This window comes from Caballeronia temeraria, assembly GCF_001544795.2.
Lineage (GTDB): Bacteria > Pseudomonadota > Gammaproteobacteria > Burkholderiales > Burkholderiaceae > Caballeronia > Caballeronia temeraria.
Map to the genome: position 1 here is coordinate 146,004 of NZ_FCOI02000001.1, position 19,177 is coordinate 165,180.

The window sequence follows — 19,177 nt, forward strand, 5'->3', positions numbered from 1 at the left end:
TGTCGAAAAGGCGATTTCAACGCGCGGTATCGTGAACGGCAATATGCACCAACCGTGTTTCGCATTTCGCGCTGCTTTCTCTTGGCGATTTTATGCGCGCATCGTTCGAACAAACGTCGAAACGCGGCGTCGATACGCGCGCATATTCCGATGCGCAATCAGCAACGAAAAGAAGTCAGAATTGAACCGTCACGGTGACGACCGGCGGATACTGCTCGTCGCCGGGCGCGGCATCGGCGCGCGTCCTTTCCTCGATGCTTCGCAGCGTCATCGGTTCGCCCGCCGCGGTTCGGGCTTCGACCGCGAGTGCATAGCCGGACTTCGCGCCCGGACACCGGACCGCGACGCGCCTCGCCTGATCGAGCATGACGGGCGATGTGGGTGTATCGACGGTGCAGGTGTTTTCGATCGTCAGCGCGACGTCGAGATTGGCCGTCTTGCTGTGGGGCAGCGCTTTGGATGAAACGCCGAGCGTCTCGGCGGCGAGTAGGGCCGTGAGCGCCGCATGATGAAGCCGTTTCTTTTTCATGATGATGTCAGCCATGAGGATCGGAATTCCCATCATGGCCGCCGCCGGCCGCGCGTCCAATGAGGCGGCTCCGAATCGGCATGCACCGCGCCGATACACGGTTTTTCGCGTCATGAAACAGTCCGGCGCGCGGCGAATCGCCATGTAAAAAAGGCCGTTCTCGCGAACGGCCTTCTGCACTGCACCCTAAGCGGCGATCAAAGCGCCGCGCGTGCCGCCTGCGCCGCCGCGCGCACCTGATCCGGCGCGGTGCCGCCCGGATGATTGCGGCTCGCGACCGAGCCTTCGAGCGTCAGATAGTCGAACACGTCTTCGCCGATCAGATGCGCGACGTTCGGCAGTTCGAGACGCATCGCGTCCAGCGACAGGTCCGCGATATCGCAGCCGCGATCGTCGCAGATCCGCACCGCGTGCGCGACGGCTTCGTGTGCATCGCGGAAGGGCAGGCCGCGCTTCACGAGATAGTCCGCGAGATCGGTCGCGGTCGAGAAACCTTGCAGCGCCGCCGCGCGCATCGCCTGCGGCTTCACGGTGATGCCCGCCGCCATCTCCGCGAAGATGCGCAGCGTGTCCGCGACCGTATCGACGGTATCGAACAGCGGTTCCTTGTCTTCCTGATTGTCCTTGTTGTACGCGAGCGGCTGGCCCTTCATCAGCGTGAGCAGCGCCATCAGATGGCCGTTCACGCGCCCGGTCTTGCCGCGCGCGAGCTCGGGCACGTCGGGATTCTTCTTCTGCGGCATGATCGACGAACCCGTGCAGAAGCGATCCGCCAGATCGATGAAGCCGACGCGCGGGCTCATCCACAGCACGAGTTCTTCCGAGAAGCGCGACACGTGCGTCATGACGAGCGCGGCCGCCGCCGTGAATTCGATCGCGAAATCGCGATCCGACACCGCATCGAGCGAGTTCGCGCAGATGCCCTCGAAGCCGAGCGTCTTCGCGACCGCGTGGCGGTCGATCGGATAGCTCGTGCCCGCGAGCGCCGCCGCGCCCAGCGGCAGACGGTTCACGCGACGGCGCAGATCGCGCATGCGCTCGGCGTCGCGCGCGAACATTTCGACATACGCCAGCAGGTGATGGCCGAATGTCACCGGCTGCGCGACCTGCAAATGCGTGAAGCCCGGCATGATGGTGTCGGCATTTTGCTCGGCGATGTCGATGAGCGCCGCACGCAAGTCCTTCAGCAGACCGCCGATGCGGTCGATCTCGCCGCGCAGCCACAGGCGGATATCGGTCGCGACCTGATCGTTGCGCGAACGGCCGGTGTGCAGGCGCTTGCCCGCATCGCCGATCAACGCGGTCAGGCGCGCCTCGATGTTCAGATGCACGTCTTCCAGATCCAGCTTCCACTCGAACTCGCCGCGCTCGATTTCGCCCTTGATCTGCGCCATGCCGCGCTCGATGGCGGCGAGATCGTCGGCGCCGATGATCTTCTGCGCCGCGAGCATCGACGCGTGCGCGAGCGAGCCCTGAATATCGACGAGCGCGAGCCGGTTGTCGAAGAACACCGACGACGTGTAGCGCTTGACGAGTTCCGACATCGGCTCGGAGAAGCGAGCCGACCAGGCTTCGCCTTTTTTGTGGAGTTGGGACGTCATGGTGATGTGCAGTGGCGGTAGAGGCGGCTTTTCTGCAAGCCGGAAGCGTACGATTTTAACAAATGGCGTCAGGCCGCTTTCGACGACTCGCCGACGAGGATCACGAGCTTCAAATCCTCGCGATGCGCGGGCTTGAACGTGATCTGATTGAACACGACGCGCCCGCGCGCCGGATGATTGAACGCGCGTTCGCCGCCTTCGCGCTCGAACACGTCCTGCGAGGCCCAGTAACGCGCGAAGGCATCGCTCGCGGCGCTCAGCGTGTCGATGAGCGCGCGCGTCGGCGCATCGTTCAGATGGCGGATCGAATCGGCGCGAAACTCGGCGGCGAGGCGTCGCGCGCGCGTTTCCCAGTCGACGATCAACGCCCGCGCCGCCGGCGACGTGAACGTGTAGGTCAGCAGATTGCGGTCGTGCTCGCCATCGAGCCAGCCGACGAACAACGCCGACGCGTGCTCGTTCCAGCGCAGCGCGTTCCACTGGCGGTCGAGCACATAGGCCGGCGCGCCGATCAGCCCGACCGTCTGGAGCAGCGCGGCGGGCGCGTCCTGCGCGGCGGGATCGGGCTCGGCGGGATCGCGCTGGGCGGCGAGCTCGAAAAGATACGCGCGTTCGGCGCGCGACAATTGCAGCGCGACGGCGATGCGCGCGAGTGCATCGGCGGAAGCGGACACGGGACGGCCTTGCTCGATCCACGTGTACCACGTCGGACTGACGCCGCAGAGTTGCGCGACTTCTTCGCGGCGCAGGCCGGGCGTGCGGCGGCGCGGGCCGGGCGCGAGTCCAACGGCTTGCGGCGACAATCGTTCGCGATGCGCGCGGATGAATTCGCCGAGCGCGTGCGCGGACGTTTCGGCGAGAGATTCGTTCTTGTCGGAGTGATTCATGCGTGACGGGTGGTGTGCATACCAGAATAACTGCACAACTTGTACTGGTACAAGGCGGGCTCTATTGTACGGGCATACGTTCCCCACTCCCAACCGGACACCGCGATGAAACACCACGACCAGGTCGCAGACGCCTTCGGCAGTACCGCTGCCGCCTATCTCACGAGCGCCGTTCACGCGAGCGGCGCGGATTTGCAGAATCTCTCCGCGACGTTCGCGGCCACGTGCGGCAACGCGACCGTGCTGGACATGGGTTGCGGCGCGGGTCACGCGAGCTTCGCGATCGCGCCGCACGTGCGCGAAGTGGTGGCCTACGACATCGCGCCGCCAATGCTCGCGACGGTCGAAGCCGCCGCGAAGGAGCGCGGGCTCGCGACCATCCGCACGCAGCAGGGCGCGGCCGAAAAGCTGCCGTTCGCCGATGCCTCGTTCGACTGGGCCGTGAGCCGCATGAGCGCGCACCACTGGCGCGACGTGCCGGCGGCGTTGGCGGAAGTGCGTCGCGTGCTGAAGCCGGGCGGGAGGCTGAAGTTCATCGATATCGCGGGCATCGACGATCCGCTTTACGACACGCACATTCAGGCGATCGAAATCCTGCGCGATGCCTCGCACATCCGCGACTATCGCGCCGATGAATGGATCGCCATGCTCGACGCCGCCGGTTTCGACGCGCACATCACCGAGCGCTGGCGCATTCCGCTGGAATTCGACGCGTGGGTGACGCGCATGCGCACGCCGCCGGAACGCGTGACGGCGATCCGCTCGATGTGGACGAGCGCGCCCGATGAAGTGCGTCAGTACTTCAATGTGCAGGAAGACGGCTCGTTCGAGCTGGACGCGATGATGATCGAGGCGCGGCAACGCAAACAATAGCGAGCGGCGGCGCAGCAGGTCATGGTTGAAGCCGGGCGAATGACGTTTGGCGAAATTTCACAAAACGGCATTGAAGGCAGGCGCTACGATCCGATACTTTTTGTTTGATTTGCTGGATCGAGCGGAATGAAATTTCGGAATGAACGGAGCCTGCCGGCATGTTGCCAAATCTGACCGACGAAGCGAGTTTGCGCGAGAACCTCAAGCAGCATCCGGACTCTGCCGCGGCGCACAGCAATCTCGCCATGTGTCTTCATCGGCTTGGCCGTCTGCAGGAAGCCGAATCGTTGCTGCAGACGGCATTTCGTCTGATGCCGGACTCCGCCCCCATCTGTTTCAACCTTGGGATCGTGCTCGCCGGCTTAGGCCGTTTGACAGATTCGGAACTGGCGCTGCGCCGAAGCTCGTCGATCAGCTCCGCCGATAGGGACAGCCCTGTTCATGTGGAGGCGAACTTTCAGCTGGCCCGCGTGTTGACGCGACAAGGGCATTGGGCCGAGAGTGAGGCTGCTTTGCGTCACGCGATTTCGCTTCAGCCAGACCGCGCGGTATTCCATGCTGAACTCGGATTCACACTGGTACATAGCAACCGTTTGAAAGAAGCGGAGACCGCGTTAAGGCGTGCCTTGTCGCTCGATTCGAGCTTGTCTGGCGTGCATCTGAATCTTGCGAACGTTTTATACCAGTTTGAATTGATGGAGGAAGCGGAAGCGTCCGTGCGCGATTCGCTGATTCTCGACCCGGAGAATCTCCCCGCGAAGGTACTGCTCTCAGTAATCTTGCTCAAAACGGGCCGCTATCAGGAAGCCTGGCCGCTTTTCGAGCTGCGAAGAACGAAGTCGGAGAAGTGGAACACGGACAACTTCGAATATCAATCTGTCGATCCCGCCCATATTCCGATCGTCCGGTGGCGCGGACAATCGGTCGAGTCGAAGTCCTTTCTGGTCCTTCAGGATGAAGGGTTCGGAGACCAGATTCAGTTCGCCCGCTTTGTGCCGATGCTGAAATCGCTTGGTGTTTCCAGGGTCACGATAGGCTGCCGCGCACCGTTGCATCGGCTGTTGAGCTTTGTCGACGGAGTTGACGAGGTCATCGACCCCGCTCGCGAGCTCCAGGTATTTCAGTATGACTTGTGGTGCCATACGCTGAGTTTGCCGCTTTATCTGGGCATCACGCTGTCGAACTTGCCGGCGGACGTGCCGTATATCAAGCTGCCGAAAAACCTGCTGGATCGGTGGAAACATGCGGTCCGCAAGCGCGTAGCGTCCAGAGGAATGAAGGTTGGCCTGGTTTGGGCAGGCAGCAGCGGCTTGGGCAACGTCAGGCCTGGACGGCACATCTCGTTGGACGAGGAACGTTCTGTGAAACTGGACCAGTTCGTCGGTCCTCTGCGCGTTCCCGGGATCACGTTCGTCAGCCTGCAAAAGGGGCCGGCCGAGGCTCAGTTGCGCCAGCTTCCGGAAGAACTTCGTCCGGTCGATATGATGAGCGGCGTCACCGATTTCGCGGATACGGCGGCCATCATCGCGAATCTCGATCTGGTCGTCAGCGTGGATACAGCGGTCGCGCATCTGGCCGGTGCGCTCGGCAAGCCGGTTTGGATCATGTCGCGTGTCGGCGGCGACTGGCGCTGGCTGCTCGGCCGTGAGGATTCGCCGTGGTATCCGTCAGCGCGCATCTTCCGTCAAAAACGGACTGGCGACTGGACAGACGTGGTGGAGCGCATCGAGCAATGTTTGCGGGAGCTCGTGCAGAACCCGGCCGGGCTGCCCGGCGTGTCCGGCGCAACTCGAACCTCCTGAAGCCGCGCGCTCTGGCGGATTCGCGCGTCGCACGAATCCGCCAAATCCCCCCGGAATCAGCCGGTGTTGCGCAATCCCGCCGCAATCCCGTTGATGGTCAAGTGAATCCCGCGGCGCAAGCGCACGTTCTGATCGCCCGCGCGGTGGCGCTTCAACAGCTCCACCTGCAAATGATTCAGCGGATCGAGATACGGGAAGCGGTTCTTGATCGAACGCGCGAGCAGCGGATTATCCGAGAGACGCTCGCCTTTTCCGGTGATCTCGGCGAGCACGTTCGACGTGCGCTCGTGCTCCGCGACGATCTTGTCGAACACGGTCTTGCGCAGCTTCTTGTCGGTGACGAGCTGCGCATAGCGTGACGCCACCGCGAGATCGGTCTTCGCGAGCACCATGTCCATGTTCGACAGCAGATTCTTGAAGAACGGCCACGTCTTGTGCATCTTGCGCAGCGTCGCGAGGCGCTTCGCGCGTTCGTCGTCGGAACCGGCTTTGTCGAGATACGCGGTCACCGCGCTGCCGAAGCCGTACCAGCCGGTCAGGAGCAGTCGGCACTGGCCCCACGAGAAGCCCCAGGGAATCGCGCGCAGATCCTCGATCTTGCGTTGCTTCGGGTCCTGCAGCTTGCGCGACGCCGGCCGGCTGCCGATATTCAGCTCCGCGATCTCCGAAATCGGCGTCGACAGGAAGAAGTAGTCCGTGAAGCCGGGCGTTTCGTAGACGAGCGCGCGGTAGGCGGCCATCGCGGAATCGGAGAGCGTCTGCATCGTCGATTCGAACTGCGGCAGTTGCGCGGGCGCGTTCTCGTGCGGCAGCAACGATGCTTCCAGCGTCGCCGCGACCACGGTTTCGAGATTGCGCCGCCCGATTTCGGGATTGCCGAACTTGCTCGCGATGACTTCGCCTTGCTCGGTCAGGCGGATTTGCCCGTCGACGGTGCCGGGCGGCTGCGACAGAATCGCCTGATACGTCGGGCCGCCGCCGCGACCGACGGTGCCGCCGCGCCCGTGGAAGAGGCGCAGCGTCGTGCCGCGTTCCTTGAACAGCGCGACGAGCGCCAGTTCCGCGCGATACAGCTCCCAGTTCGACGTGAGGAAGCCGCCGTCCTTGTTGCTGTCCGAATAGCCGAGCATGACTTCCTGCTCGTTGCCCTGATTTTCGATCAGCTTGTCGATGCCCGGCAGCGCGAAGAATTCGCCCATGATGACGGGCGCGTTGCGCAAGTCGGCGATGGTCTCGAAGAGCGGAATGACCATCAGGCCGTCGTGCGGGGAATCGTCTTTCGCGCCGAGATAGCCTTGCAGCACGCCCGTTTCCTTCTGCAGCAGCATCACTTCCAGCAAGTCGCTGACGGTTTCCGTGTGCGAAATGATGTAGTTGCGCACCGCGCGCGCGCCGAACTTTGCGCGCGTCTCGCGGGCCGCTTCGAGCACGCCGAGTTCGCTTTTCGCGAGATCGGAATATTGCGCGTAGGGAAGACGCAGCGGACGCGGCTGCGCGAGTTCCTTCAGCAGCACTTCGCGCTTTTGCTCTTCAGTGAGCGCCGCGTAATCCGCCTCGACGCCCGCGCGCGCGAGCAGTTCGCTGACCACCGCTTCGTGGATATCCGAGCTTTGCCGCAAGTCGATGCTCGCGAGATGGAAGCCGAACACTTCGGCGGCGCGCGCGAGCGGCGACAGACGCAGAATCGACATCGACGCGCCGTGATGCTCCGCGAGCGAGTCGATCAGCACGTGCAGGTCGCGCACGAATTCGGAGGCATCGGCGTAAGGCGTCGCGCGAATTTGCCGCGCGCCCGGACCCGCGCTGCGCACCGTGACGACGCCTTCGCCGAGCCGCACGCGCGCGCTCGCCGCGAGCCGCGTGTACATGCCGATGAGCGCACGCCGGTACGGCTCGTCCGTGCGATGCGGCGACTGATCGGGCGAGGCATCGGCGAGTGCTTTCAGCGCATCGCTCGAACCGGCGAGCAGATTCGACACGGACAACTCCGCGCCGAGCTTGTGCGTCTCTTCCAGATAGTGTTCGAAGATCACGATCGCCTGACGCGTGATCGCGGTTTCGAGCGTTTCGCCGGTCACGAACGGATTGCCGTCGCGGTCGCCGCCGATCCAGCTTCCCATCTGGAAGAACGGCGGCAGGCGCACGGGCAGGCCGTGTTCGGCGAGCGCGCCTTCGATATCGGCGTAGAGCGCAGGAATCTCCGCGAGGAAAGTCGCGCGATAGTAGGACAGCGCGTTGTCGATTTCATCGGCGACGGACAGGCGCGCGTCGCGCAGCATGCGCGTCTGCCAGAGCGACGTTACGCGCGCGCGCAGCACGGCTTCGTTCTGTGCGCGTTCGCGGGCCGTCAGCTCCTGATCGCGTTCGGCGAGCAGGCGCGCGATGTCATGCTGCGCGTCGAGAATGCTCTTGCGCGAGACTTCGGTCGGATGCGCGGTGAGAACGGGCACGATCAGCGCATCGCCGAAAAACTTCTCCAGCTGCTTGCGCGTCGCGCTGATGTTCTTGTACTCGCGCATGCGTTCGATGGCATACGCGATCGTGCCCGGCTGCGAGCCCGAACCGGCGAGCGCGTGAATGCGGCGGCGGCGATTGTGATGCCGGTCTTCCGCGATATTCGCGAGATGCGAGAAATAGCTGAACGCGCGCACGACCGACACCGTCTGTTCCGGCGACAGCGCGCGCAACTTCTTCTCCAGCGTCTGCGAGGCTTCGACGTCGTCCTCGCGGCGGAATTTCACGGCTGTCTGACGAATGGCCTCGACGACATCGAACACGGCGTCGCCTTCCTGCTCGCGCAGCACTTCACCGAGCAGGCGGCCGAGGAAGCGGATGTCCTCGAAAAGCGGGCGATCCTTGTCGTCGCGCGTGCGGCTCGTGGTCTTCACCGGTTTCGCGGACTTCGCGACGGCGGCGCCGTTGCCGCGCGGCACTTTGGTCGCGACGCGTTTGGCCGCGGTCTTGATGCCCGGTCTCGGTTTCGGCGCGATGGCCGCTTTCGATGCCTTCGCGGCCGTCGCGGCCTTCGTCGTGACGATGGGCGACGACGCCGTGCGCGGCGCGTCGGAGGAGGAAGACTGGGGCAATGCGGCGTTGCGGCGCGCCGGGCGAGCCGATCCGGATGACGTCACGTTGGGTTCCTCTCGAAAGCTGCGAAGCCAGGGCACATCGACGACGTAATGCGGCAAACCCGGATGGGCGCCGCATCGGACAGAAAACCGCGGGCCGCGCGAACGGCCGTGCGTCAAACCGGCGACAGCAAGCCGCGGCATTCTTCGCGTCCCGAAGCGTTCATTGCGCGATGCGGCTTGCGCCGCCGTTCACGCCGGGATAAACGCACCGTGGACGCCCCGAAAGGCGCATCGGACAAGGCTCTCGCGCGCTGCCTGTGTGTCGGATGACCCTGGCGTGCGTGCTACCATTGTTCGCTAATGTCTATTCATCCATCCCGTCATTCGATCGAGCATCAATGAATTCCGAGACGCATTCAACGACACCGCCCGCGAGCATTACCATCGCTTCGCGGGAAAGCCGGCTTGCCATGTGGCAGGCCGAGCATGTGCGGTGTGCGCTGCACAAATTATATCCATCTTGCGACGTGAAAATCCTCGGAATGACAACACGTGGCGATCAGATTCTGGATCGCACGTTGTCGAAGGTCGGCGGCAAGGGTTTGTTCGTGAAGGAACTCGAAGCCGCGCTCGCCGATGGCCGCGCCGATCTCGCCGTCCATTCGCTCAAGGATGTGCCCATGGAGTTGCCCGAAGGCTTCACGCTCGGCGCCATCATGGAGCGTGAAGATCCGCGCGATGCCTTCGTGTCGCCGCATTACGCATCGCTGGATGCGTTGCCGGCGGGAAGCATCGTCGGCACGTCGAGCCTGCGCCGGGAAGCGATGATCCGCGCGCGCTTTCCTCATCTCGAAGTGCGGCCGTTGCGCGGCAATCTCGATACGCGCCTCGGCAAGCTCGACCGCGGCGAGTATGCGGCGATCATTCTCGCGGCCGCCGGTCTGAAGCGTCTCGGTCTCGAAGCGCGCATCCGTGCGCTGCTGGACCCGTCGGAGAGTTTGCCGGCGGCGGGGCAGGGCGCGCTCGGCATCGAAATTCGCGCGGATCGCGGCGATCTCGCCGCGTGGCTCGCGCCTTTGCACGACGAAAACACCGCGCTCGCGGTCGAAGCGGAACGCGCGGTGTCGCGCGCGCTCGGCGGCAGTTGCGAAGTGCCCCTCGCGGCGCACGCCGTATGGCGCGACGGCGTGCTGCATCTGCGCGGCGCAGTGTCGATGCCCGATGGCAAGCGCGTGTTACGCGCCGAAGAAAGCGTGCAGGCGCCGGATCTGGCCGCCGCGCTCGCGCTCGGCAAGCGCGTCTCGTCGGATCTAGAAGCGCAGGGCGCGATGGATATCGTGGGCGCACTCACGACGATGAGCCGCGCCGACGGTCCGAACACCGCGCCGTCGGGGCCGAAGTCCTGATGGCGAGCGAGCGCCGCGCCACCGTCATCGTCACGCGTCCCGGCGGACAGTCGTCCGCGCTCGTCGCGCAGCTTGCGAGCGCCGGCTTCGAGACGCTGGAATTCCCGCTCATCGACATCGCGCCCGTCAACGACGATGCGCCGCTGCGCGCCGCGCTCGACGAACTGTTTCTGCCGCCGGACGCGCCGGGGCGTTACGCGCTCGTCGTGTTCGTGTCGCCGAATGCGATCGATCATGCGTTCAGCCGGCTTGCCGCGCCGTGGCCTTCGGATTTGCCGGTGGCGGTCGTCGGGCCGGGCTCGGCCGCGGCGCTCGCGCGGCAGGGCGTGCATGCGCCGTCGCATCGCGTGATCAGTCCGTCGACGGAAGATGCCGATCCGCGTTTCGATTCCGAAGCGCTCTACGCCGCGATCGAAGCGCATTTCGGCGCGAACGGTCTCGAAGGCAAGCGCGTGCTGATCGTGCGCGGCGACGGCGGCCGCGAATGGCTCGCCGAGCGGCTCACCGAAGCGGGCGCGCGCGTCGAGAAGGCGGCGGCGTACCGGCGCGTGCTGCCGGAGCCGTCGATGCAAAAGTGGGAGCGCATCCACGAACTGCTCGCCGGCCAGCCGCACGCGTGGCTGCTGACGAGTTCCGAAGGCGTGCGCAATCTCGCCGAGCTCGCGCACGAGCACCTCACCGCCGACGAAATCGTGCTGCTCAGGCGCGCGCCGGTCGTCTGCCCGCATCCGCGCATCGCCGAAGCCGCGCGGGGAGCGGGTTTTGATAGGATTACGGTGTCCGGCGCGGGCGACGAGCGCATCGCGCACGCGCTGGAAGCGCTGTTCCCGCTCGAACGCGATCCGGAGGCTGCCGCGCAAGCGAGCGCATCGACTTCGATACATTCCTCATCCGCGCCGACGGACGCCAATCCGGCCACCGCGCCGGCCCAACAAACGGCTCAATCACGCATGACTGATTCGAACGATTCCAAAAAAGCTTCACCTCAGCCGAACGTGACACCGCCCTTGCCGCCGAACACGCCCTTCACGCCTTACGAGCAGCAGAAGAAGGGCGGCGGCGCGGGCGTGGTGGTGTTGTGGCTCGTCGTCGTCATTCTGGCGGTGGCGGCGGGCGCGGGCGCCTTCGTCCTGAACCGCAAGTTCGACCGCAACGACGCGCAACTGTCGCAGCGGCTCGCCCAGTCCGACGAGCAAAACGCCGATCTGCGTGCGAAGGCCGATCAGGCCGCGAGCGCGACCACCGCGCTGAACACACAGATCATCCAGTTGCAAGGCAAGCTTGCCGATGCCGAAGCGCACAGCCAGGCGCTGCAGCAGCAATATCAGGATCTCGCGAGCAATCGCGACGACTGGACCGTCGCCGAGGTCGAGCAGATTCTGTCGAGCGCGAGCCAGCAGCTGCAACTGACCGGCAACGTGCAGCTCGCGCTCTTCGCGCTGCAAAGCGCCGACACGCGTCTTGCCGCGAGCACCGGCCCGCAGGTCGTCGCAATCCGCAAGGCGATCGCGCAGGACATGGACAAACTGAAGGCCACGCCGACGACCGATCTCACCGGTCTCGCCATCAAGCTCGATACGGCCATCGACCAGATCGACCAGTTGCCGCTGTCGGGCGAGGCGCCGATCGCCCGCGCCCGCGCGCAGGCGGCCGAGCCGGCCAATAGCGCGTCGATCGCGGCGGCGACCGGCGAGCCGCGCTGGAAGGTGCTGTGGCATCAGATCACGAACGGCATCGGTCAGCAGTTGTCGAGCCTCGTGTCGGTGCGCCGCATCGACAATGCCGACGCCATGCTCACGTCGCCCGATCAGGGCTACTTCGTGCGCGAGAACGTGAAGCTGCGCCTGTTGTCCGCGCGTCTGTCGCTCCTGTCGCGCAGCGAGCCGACGCTCAAGTCGGACCTGCACGCCGCCGACGCCGCGCTCGGCCGTTATTTCGATGCATCGTCGAAGAAAGTGCAGGCCGTGCGCGATCTCGTGAAGCAGGTCGATCAGGCGTCGCTCGCCGTCGCCGTGCCGAACCTGAACGCGAGCCTCGCCGCCGTCCATCAGTTCAAGCGAGGCGGATGATGACGATTCGTGGACTCATCTGGCTCGCGCTGCTGTTCGCCGTCGCGGTGATCGTCGCGACGGTCGGCGGCTTCAACAACGGACAGATTCTGCTCGTGATCCCGCCGTATCGCGTGGACATGTCGCTCAACCTGTTCGCGGTGGCGCTCGTCGTGCTGTTCATCGTGCTGTACGCGATCATTCGCGCGGTGCGCGGCGTGTGGAAGATGCCGTCGCGCGTCGCCGCGTATCGCGCGCGCAGCAAGCTCGCGAAGGCGAATGCGTCATTGCGCGATGCGGTCGGGCATCTCTACGCCGGACGTTTCTCGAAGGCCGAGAAAGCCGCGCGCGATGCCTTGTCCGTCGACGACAACAAGGGCGCGGCCGGGCTGATCGGCGCGAATGCGGCGCATCGTCTGCATGAATACGCGCGCCGCGACGAATGGCTCGCGCAGGTGTCGGGCGCCGACTGGCAGGACGCGCGACTGATGGCGACCGCCGACATGCGCGCCGATGGCCGCGACGCCGATGGCGCACTCGTCGCCCTCACCGAAATGCAGGCGCAGGGCGGCCGGCGCATTCACGCGCAACAGATCGCGCTGCGCGCGCAGCAGCAGTTGAAGAACTGGGGCGAAGTGCTGAAGCTCGTGCGCATGCTGGAAAAACGCGAGGCGCTGCATCCGGCGGTTGCCGTGCGGCTGCGTCAGGTCGCGGCGGAAAATCTGCTGCGCGACCGCCGGCACAATCCGGACGCGTTGCTCGAACTGTGGCAATCGCTGTCGCCGACCGAGCGCCAGTCGCCGCGCCTCGCCGATCTCGCCGCCGAATTGCTGATCGCGCTCGATCGCCGCGCCGAGGCGAAGAAAATCGTCGAAGATGCGCTCGCGCACAACTGGGACGCGCGGCTTTTGCGGCGTTATCCGGATTGCATCGTCGGTGGTGACGCATTCCCGCTGATCCAGCGCGCCGAAGCGTGGCAAAAGGAGCGCACCGAAGACGCCGACCTGCTGTTCACGCTCGGACGGCTCTGCCTGCATCAGCAGTTGTGGGGCAAGGCGCAGGCGTTCCTCGAATCCGCGCTGAAACTCGCCGATAACGAACCGCTCAAGATCCGCACGCATCGCGCGCTGGCGCGTCTGCACGAGCAGCTCGGCGATACCGAGAAAGCGGCGGAGCACTATCGCGCGAGCGCGCTGGCGATGAACGTCGTCTGATCGCGCTGTCCGCAGTGCTCGAGAAAACGGCTGCTTCCGCAGCCGTTTCTTTTTGAGCGCGCTTTTCGTACCGCAGTTTTTACCTTGTCTGTGCGTCAACGCACGGCTATCGTGCGGGCGAGATGGTCTAGTTCCGTTTCAACGAAACTAAACCGGGCGGTGCGCGCCTTCGGGACGCCGCTGCACCGACATAAGGAGGCGACGTGAAACGAGGACTGCATACGTTCATCGGGCTCGCGCTCGTCGTTTTTCTGTCCTGGCCCGATACATCGCATTATTTCGCGCAGGGGGTCATCACGTCCGCGCCGTGGACCGGAACATGGGCCGCCGCGCCCGACGTCACGGCGGATCCCGGCTTCAACAATCAGACGATTCGTCACGTCGTGCATACGAGCATCGGCGGCACGGCAGCGCGTCTGACGTTTTCCAACCTCTTCGGCACGAAGCCGGTCACGCTCGGCGACGTGCACATTGCCCGGCGTGCGAGCGGCGCGCGGACGATCGCCGGTACCGACAAGGCCGCGACCTTCAACGGCCAGCCGTACGTGACGATTCCCGTCGGCGGCACCGTGCAGACCGACCCGATCCCGTTCCAGGTGCCGGCGCTCGCCGATATCGCCGTGAGTTTCCACATTCCATCGCAGACGCCGCCGCGATCGACCGGGCATGTCGAAGGCTTGCAGGACAACTGGATCGCACCGGGCGACGTCAGCGCGGACCCGGCGTTCACGGGCGGCGTCGTGAACGCGGCGGGCGAGCAGTCTTACTATTTCCTCACCAATCTCGATGTGATGAACGCCGCCGCGACGGGCGCCGTGGTCACGTTCGGCGCGTCGATCACGGACGGATTCGCGTCGACGCCCAACACGAACCGCCGCTGGCCGAACCGGCTCGCGGAGCGGCTGATCCGCTCGGGCATGACGGTCGGCGTGCTGAATCAAGGCATCAGCGGCAACGATTTCTTCACCAACGGCTCGGGGCAGGCCGGGCTGACGCGCTTCGCCCGCGACGTGCTCTCGCAGCCCAACGTGAAGTGGGTGATCGTCTCCGATGACGCGGTCAACAATCTCATCAGCGGCAATCCGCCGAGCGCGCAGCAGCTCATCGCTGCGTATCAGCAACTGGTTCAGCAGACGGCGGCGGCGAAAGTCGGTCTGATCTGCTCGACGCTCACGCCATTCGAAGGTCTGGACGAGTGGACGCCGGACATCGAGAACACGCGCCAGACGGTGAATGCCTACCTGCGCACGAAGGAAAGCGGCTGCGACGCCGTGCTCGATCAGGCCGCCGCGCTGGGCGATCCGGCCGGTTCGAGCGGCTCGACCGCGTTCGCGCGCGCCTACAACAGCGGCGACGATCTGCATCCGGACGATGCCGGCATGCAGGCGATCGCCAATGCCGTCGATCTGAGCTGGTTCGCCGCGCTGCCGCCGATCAACGCGCCGACGGCGTGCGGGCGCATCGCGATGGGCGAAGGTCTGGCGCAAGGCCAATCGCTCGCCGCGTGCAGCGGGAACGTGCAAGTGAACGTGCGGGGCGACGGCTATCTCGTCGCGGTGAAGAATGGCGCGACGATCTGGTCATCGCAGGTGAGCGGCACGCCGGGCGCCGAAGTCCGCATGCAGGAGGACGGCAATCTCGCCATGTACGACAACAACGGCGCGATGGTCTGGCAGACGCACACGTCGGGCAATCCGGGCGCTTACGCGTACATCCTGCCGAACGGCTATCTCGTCATTTTTTCGGCGGATGGCACGGCGCTGTGGTCGAGTCAGGGCTGAGCGATCAGTACGTGGGAACCGACGGATCGACCTGACGCGACCATGCGTCGATGCCGCCGTACAGATTGAACGTCTTCGTGAAGCCGCGCGATTCCAGGAACATCGCGACCTGTGCGCTGCGTGCGCCGTGATGGCAGATGCAGACGATCTGCGCTTCGTCGTCGAGTTCCTCGCTGCGCGCGGGGATGTCGCGCATCGGAATCGACACGATGTTGTCCATCTTCGCCGTCTGGATTTCCCACGGCTCGCGCACGTCGAGCAGAACGGGAGCGGGGCGCGAGGAATCCGCGAGCCACGCGGCGAGTTCGGGTGCAGTCAGGTTTTGCATGGAGATTCCGGCAAGATGCGCGACGCCGGACACGGCCGGCATCGCACTTTCAGCTTAGAACTTGAACTGCGACGGATGCACCGCGTTCTTGAGCGGCGCGACGAGCGTTTCGAACACGTCCGACACGCGGAACTGCTTTTCGTCCACGCGCGTGATGATCTGCGCCTTCATGATCGGCGCCGCGCCGACGAACGCCGCGATGCGCCCGCCGATCTTCAGTTGCTCCAGAAATTCCTGCGGCATGACCGGCAGCCCGCCCGACACGCAGATCACGTCGTAGGGCGCGCCCTGATCCCAGCCGAGCGCGCCGTCGCCGGTGATCACTTCGACGTTCGTCACGCCGTTCGCCGCGAGGTTCTGCTTCGCGAAATCCGCCAGTTCCGGCGAGATTTCGACCGTCGTCACGCTGCGCCCGCGATGCGCGAGCAGTGCCGCCATGTAGCCCGAGCCGGCGCCGATTTCCAGCACCGTTTCGCCCTTGTGAATCGCGAGCTCCTGCAGGACGCGCGCTTCCACCTTGGGCGAGAGCATGCGCTCGCCGCCGGGCAGCGGGATTTCGAGGTCCGCGAAAGCGATGTTGCGATACGCGGCGGGAACGAAGTTCTCGCGCTTGACGATCGCGAGCAGATTCAGCACGTCCTGGTCCAGCACTTCCCACGGACGAATCTGTTGCTCGATCATGTTGAAACGCGCTTGCTCGATGTTCATATTCTGTGTGCGTGATGGCGACCGGAGCGGGCTGCATCGCGGCCGGATGCGGGGCTAGAAAACTACGCGATTGTAGCAAATGGAAGGGTTTTCCCGCCTGGTTCGCGCACGGCGCGCTTGCGGTTCATCGGCTAATGCGGCAGGCGGATATCGAACTTGAAGGTGATGAGCCGCGCGATCAGGATGAACGCCGTCGAAATCAGCACGTTGTAGATCGTGTCGACCTCCAGCCGCTCGAGTCCCAGATAGATCCAGCAGCCGGCGAACGCGCAGACCGCGTACGGGCGCGAATCGCGCAGGATCAGCGGAATCTCGTTGCAGAGCACGTCGCGCAGGACGCCGCCGAACACGCCGGTGACGACGCCCATCATCGTCGCGGTGAAGGCGGGCATCTGCGCATCGAGCGCGATCGACGTGCCCGACACGCTGAAGAGGCCCAGCCCGATGGCATCGGTGACGAGCAGCGCGCGCTGGTCGAACAGGCGTGATGTGACGCGCAGGAAGATCGGCGCGAAGAGCGCCATCGCGAAGATGAATAGCACGTAGTCCTGATGCTCGACCCAGTAGAAAGGGCGGCGCGAGAGCAGCACGTCGCGCACCGTGCCGCCGCCGAACGCGGTCACGAGCGCGACGAGAAAGGCGCCGACGGCGTCGAGCCGGCGCTTGCGCGCTTCGATGAGTCCGGAGAAGGCGTACGCGAAAATCGCGAGCGCCTCCATGATGGTGATGGCGAAGGTGAGTCTAGGATGCACTGTCCGGCCTCGGATCGTGGTTCTTGCCGAGGCTCCGGTCCTGCGGCTCGTCCTGCGGATGATTGTGATGACGCGGCACGCCGCCCGGCTGCAACAGCACGAGCACCGCGCCCGCGCCGCCGTCGTGCGGACGCGCCTGACAGAACGCGATCACTTCCGACTTCTGCACGAGCCACGCGCGCACCTTGCCCTTGAGCACCGGTTCCTTGCCGATGGAGCCGAGTCCCTTCCCGTGAATCACGCGCAGACAGCGCAGCCCGCGCTTCACCGATTCGCGGATGAACTCCGCGAGCGCCTCGCGCGCTTCCTCGCGGCGCATGCCGTGCAGATCGAGCTGCGCCTGCACGACCCACGCGCCGCGCCGCAGCTTCCTGACGACTTCCTGGCTGATGCCGGGACGGCAGAAAGACAGCGTTTCGTCGATATCGAGCAGGCTTTCGGGATCGTATTCGTCGGAGAGCGCCTCCTGCAGCACGGCTTCTTCGTCGCGGCGGCTTTGCAGCGGCTCGGGCGCCGGCGGCACCCGTGTCATGGTCGTGCGCGGCGGCGTCTTGAGCGGCTCGATGTCGCCGATCGCGCGACGGAACTCGTCGGCATCCGCGACGGCTTCGCGTTCGGCGCGCGCCGCCGCGACGCGCTGCACTTCGCGTTTTTCGGCGTCGGCTTTCAGCGCGCTCTTCAGCGACGACAGACCCGAGAGCCCCTCGCGCTTCACGGCTGCGGCGACGTCGCGGGCATCGACCGGCTTGCCTTGCGCGGGCGCCGCCGGGCGCGGCGCTTCCGTGCGCCGGACTTTCGGTTCGTTGGGGTGAGGGAGATTCTTCGGCATCGTTCGGCCAGCGGAAAGATCGGAGACGGGACTCGACGCGCGGCGCGCCGATTGTGCCACGCGCGCGCGGCGCGCCGCATGCCGTCGAGCGAAACGACGGCCTGCGCGAGCAGAAACGAAAACGGGCCGGCGGTGTGAACCGTGGCCCGTCGTTACTGGATTCTAGCGGCTCGCCACGCCGGACCGCGCCCGGATGAAAGTCCGATCAGCGGTCGGCTTCGTGGCTCATCGAGTGCGGCGTCGGCGTTTCGTCGATGGTTTCGAGGTAACGCTGCGCGTCGAGCGCGGCCATGCAGCCCGTGCCCGCGCTCGTGATCGCCTGGCGATACACGTGATCCTGCACGTCGCCCGCCGCGAACACGCCGGCGATGCTCGTCGCGGTTGCGTCGCCGCTCGTGCCGCCCTTCGTGATGATGTAGCCGTTCTTCATCTCGAGCTGGTTCACGAAAAGATCGGTGTTCGGCTTGTGGCCGATCGCGACGAACACGCCTTGCAGCGCGATATCGGTGGTCTGGCCCGACTGCGTGTCCTTGATGCGCAGGCCGGTGACGCCCGACTGGTCGCCGGTGACTTCGTCGAGGACGTGATTCCACTTGATGTCGACGACGCCTTCCTTCTCTTTCGCGAGCAGGCGGTCGATGAGAATCGGCTCGGCGCGGAACTTGTCGCGGCGATGCACGACCGTCACCTTCTTCGCGATGCCCGCGAGATAGATGGCTTCCTCGACGGCCGTATTGCCGCCGCCGATCACCGCGACTTCACCGTTGCGATAGAAGAAGCCGTCGCAGGTCGCGCAGGCCGAGACGCCACGGCCCATGAACGCTTCTTCCGACGGCACGCCGAGATATTGCGCCGATGCGCCCGTCGCGATGATCAGCGAATCGCATGTGTACTCGCCCGAATCGCCGATCAGACGGAAAGGGCGCTCGTTGAGCTTCGCGGTGTGGATGTGATCGAACACGATCTCGGTGTTGAAGCGGCGTGCGTGTTCCTCGAAACGCTGCATCAGTTCCGGGCCCTGCACGCCCGACGGGTCCGCCGGCCAGTTCTCGACGTCCGTGGTGGTCATCAGCTGGCCGCCTTGCGCGAGGCCGGTGATGAGCAGCGGCGACAGATTCGCGCGCGCGGCGTAGACGGCGGCCGAGTAGCCGGCGGGGCCGGAACCGAGAATCAGCACTTTGGCGTGTTTGAGCGAAGACATGATGGTGGTCCGTTTTGAGGGTCCCGGATGCGTGCCCGCGGCGCAGCAATATCGACGCCGGGCGCTTCCGATGAACCGTATTTAGGTGCAAAACGACGATTATAAAGGCGGCGGAAAAAGCCTTCCGAATGAACCTTTCAATCGGAT

The 19,177-nt window shown here is 65.1% G+C and carries 15 protein-coding genes; 6 read left to right on the forward strand and 9 right to left on the reverse strand.

Going from position 1 to position 19,177, the window contains the following annotated elements; genetic code table 11:
- Positions 1–175: 175 nt before the first annotated feature.
- The 3 genes from AWB76_RS00670 to AWB76_RS00680 form a co-directional block, all read right to left on the reverse strand.
- Positions 176–544 carry a hypothetical protein gene (locus AWB76_RS00670; protein ID WP_157696027.1) on the reverse strand — a complete coding sequence of 123 codons (369 nt, stop codon included), beginning with the start codon at positions 542–544 and terminating at the stop codon, positions 176–178.
- Positions 545–726: 182 nt separating this feature from the next.
- Positions 727–2,130 (reverse strand): argininosuccinate lyase, encoded by a 1,404-nt coding sequence (gene argH, locus AWB76_RS00675; RefSeq protein ID WP_061158209.1) that lies wholly within the window; start codon positions 2,128–2,130, stop codon positions 727–729.
- Between the two features lie 68 nt (positions 2,131–2,198).
- Entirely contained in the window at positions 2,199–3,017 is an 819-nt protein-coding gene (locus tag AWB76_RS00680) for a helix-turn-helix transcriptional regulator (RefSeq protein ID WP_061158210.1), read from the reverse strand.
- A gap of 105 nt (positions 3,018–3,122) precedes the next feature.
- Here AWB76_RS00680 and AWB76_RS00685 point away from each other — a divergent pair, with 105 nt between their 5' ends.
- Both AWB76_RS00685 and AWB76_RS00690 read left to right on the forward strand, forming a co-directional pair.
- Positions 3,123–3,890: a class I SAM-dependent methyltransferase gene (locus AWB76_RS00685; RefSeq protein ID WP_061158211.1), complete on the forward strand. Its 768-nt coding sequence runs from the start codon at positions 3,123–3,125 to the stop codon at positions 3,888–3,890.
- Between the two features lie 158 nt (positions 3,891–4,048).
- Positions 4,049–5,692, forward strand: coding sequence for a tetratricopeptide repeat-containing glycosyltransferase family protein (locus tag AWB76_RS00690; RefSeq protein WP_061158212.1), 1,644 nt, complete (start codon positions 4,049–4,051; stop codon positions 5,690–5,692).
- 56 nt (positions 5,693–5,748) lie between these two features.
- Here AWB76_RS00690 and ppc read toward each other — a convergent pair whose 3' ends face one another.
- Positions 5,749–8,823, reverse strand: coding sequence for a phosphoenolpyruvate carboxylase (gene ppc, locus AWB76_RS00695; protein WP_061158213.1), 3,075 nt, complete (start codon positions 8,821–8,823; stop codon positions 5,749–5,751).
- A gap of 338 nt (positions 8,824–9,161) precedes the next feature.
- On the opposite strand from ppc, the gene hemC reads away from it, so the two are divergent.
- From hemC to AWB76_RS00720, 4 genes are all read left to right on the forward strand, one after another.
- Positions 9,162–10,169, forward strand: a complete 1,008-nt coding sequence (hemC, locus tag AWB76_RS00705) for a hydroxymethylbilane synthase (protein ID WP_061158215.1) — start codon at positions 9,162–9,164, stop codon at positions 10,167–10,169.
- Positions 10,169–12,238: a fused uroporphyrinogen-III synthase HemD/membrane protein HemX gene (gene hemDX, locus AWB76_RS00710; protein ID WP_061158216.1), complete on the forward strand. Its 2,070-nt coding sequence runs from the start codon at positions 10,169–10,171 to the stop codon at positions 12,236–12,238. Before hemC ends, hemDX begins: the two co-directional genes overlap by 1 nt.
- On the forward strand, positions 12,238–13,431 hold the full coding sequence (locus AWB76_RS00715) for a heme biosynthesis protein HemY (protein ID WP_208606528.1): 1,194 nt from the start codon (positions 12,238–12,240) through the stop codon (positions 13,429–13,431). The genes hemDX and AWB76_RS00715 overlap by 1 nt, the downstream gene beginning before the upstream one ends.
- Before the next feature lie 203 nt (positions 13,432–13,634).
- Positions 13,635–15,212: a GDSL-type esterase/lipase family protein gene (locus AWB76_RS00720; RefSeq protein WP_061158218.1), complete on the forward strand. Its 1,578-nt coding sequence runs from the start codon at positions 13,635–13,637 to the stop codon at positions 15,210–15,212.
- A 4-nt stretch (positions 15,213–15,216) separates the two neighbouring features.
- On the opposite strand, the gene AWB76_RS00725 is transcribed toward AWB76_RS00720, so the two are convergent.
- The 5 genes from AWB76_RS00725 to trxB all read right to left on the reverse strand — a co-directional run bounded on the left by AWB76_RS00725 (position 15,217) and on the right by trxB (position 19,030).
- Positions 15,217–15,540, reverse strand: coding sequence for a rhodanese-like domain-containing protein (locus tag AWB76_RS00725; protein ID WP_008350991.1), 324 nt, complete (start codon positions 15,538–15,540; stop codon positions 15,217–15,219).
- A gap of 54 nt (positions 15,541–15,594) precedes the next feature.
- Positions 15,595–16,248, reverse strand: a complete 654-nt coding sequence (locus AWB76_RS00730; RefSeq protein WP_061158219.1) for a protein-L-isoaspartate O-methyltransferase family protein — start codon at positions 16,246–16,248, stop codon at positions 15,595–15,597.
- Positions 16,249–16,379: 131 nt separating this feature from the next.
- On the reverse strand, positions 16,380–16,967 hold the full coding sequence (locus AWB76_RS00735; protein ID WP_208606529.1) for a trimeric intracellular cation channel family protein: 588 nt from the start codon (positions 16,965–16,967) through the stop codon (positions 16,380–16,382).
- A 22-nt stretch (positions 16,968–16,989) separates the two neighbouring features.
- Positions 16,990–17,829, reverse strand: coding sequence for a Smr/MutS family protein (locus tag AWB76_RS00740; RefSeq protein WP_061158528.1), 840 nt, complete (start codon positions 17,827–17,829; stop codon positions 16,990–16,992).
- A 205-nt stretch (positions 17,830–18,034) separates the two neighbouring features.
- Positions 18,035–19,030: a thioredoxin-disulfide reductase gene (gene trxB, locus AWB76_RS00745; protein ID WP_061158221.1), complete on the reverse strand. Its 996-nt coding sequence runs from the start codon at positions 19,028–19,030 to the stop codon at positions 18,035–18,037.
- Between the last annotated feature and the right edge of the window lie 147 nt (positions 19,031–19,177).

Excerpts from the sequence above, each read along its gene's own strand:
- AWB76_RS00730 (WP_061158219.1), bottom strand. The coding sequence starts at position 16,248 with ATGAACATCGAGCAAGCGCGTTTCAACATGATCGAGCAACAGATTCGT.
- AWB76_RS00715 (WP_208606528.1), top strand. The coding sequence starts at position 12,238 with ATGACGATTCGTGGACTCATCTGGCTCGCGCTGCTGTTCGCCGTCGCG.
- AWB76_RS00740 (WP_061158528.1), bottom strand. The coding sequence starts at position 17,829 with ATGCCGAAGAATCTCCCTCACCCCAACGAACCGAAAGTCCGGCGCACG.
- AWB76_RS00735 (WP_208606529.1), bottom strand. The coding sequence starts at position 16,967 with ATGGAGGCGCTCGCGATTTTCGCGTACGCCTTCTCCGGACTCATCGAA.
- hemC (WP_061158215.1), top strand. The coding sequence starts at position 9,162 with ATGAATTCCGAGACGCATTCAACGACACCGCCCGCGAGCATTACCATC.
- AWB76_RS00685 (WP_061158211.1), top strand. The coding sequence starts at position 3,123 with ATGAAACACCACGACCAGGTCGCAGACGCCTTCGGCAGTACCGCTGCC.
- AWB76_RS00690 (WP_061158212.1), top strand. The coding sequence starts at position 4,049 with ATGTTGCCAAATCTGACCGACGAAGCGAGTTTGCGCGAGAACCTCAAG.
- argH (WP_061158209.1), bottom strand. The coding sequence starts at position 2,130 with ATGACGTCCCAACTCCACAAAAAAGGCGAAGCCTGGTCGGCTCGCTTC.
- AWB76_RS00725 (WP_008350991.1), bottom strand. The coding sequence starts at position 15,540 with ATGCAAAACCTGACTGCACCCGAACTCGCCGCGTGGCTCGCGGATTCC.
- hemDX (WP_061158216.1), top strand. The coding sequence starts at position 10,169 with ATGGCGAGCGAGCGCCGCGCCACCGTCATCGTCACGCGTCCCGGCGGA.
- trxB (WP_061158221.1), bottom strand. The coding sequence starts at position 19,030 with ATGTCTTCGCTCAAACACGCCAAAGTGCTGATTCTCGGTTCCGGCCCC.
- AWB76_RS00670 (WP_157696027.1), bottom strand. The coding sequence starts at position 544 with ATGGCTGACATCATCATGAAAAAGAAACGGCTTCATCATGCGGCGCTC.
- AWB76_RS00680 (WP_061158210.1), bottom strand. The coding sequence starts at position 3,017 with ATGAATCACTCCGACAAGAACGAATCTCTCGCCGAAACGTCCGCGCAC.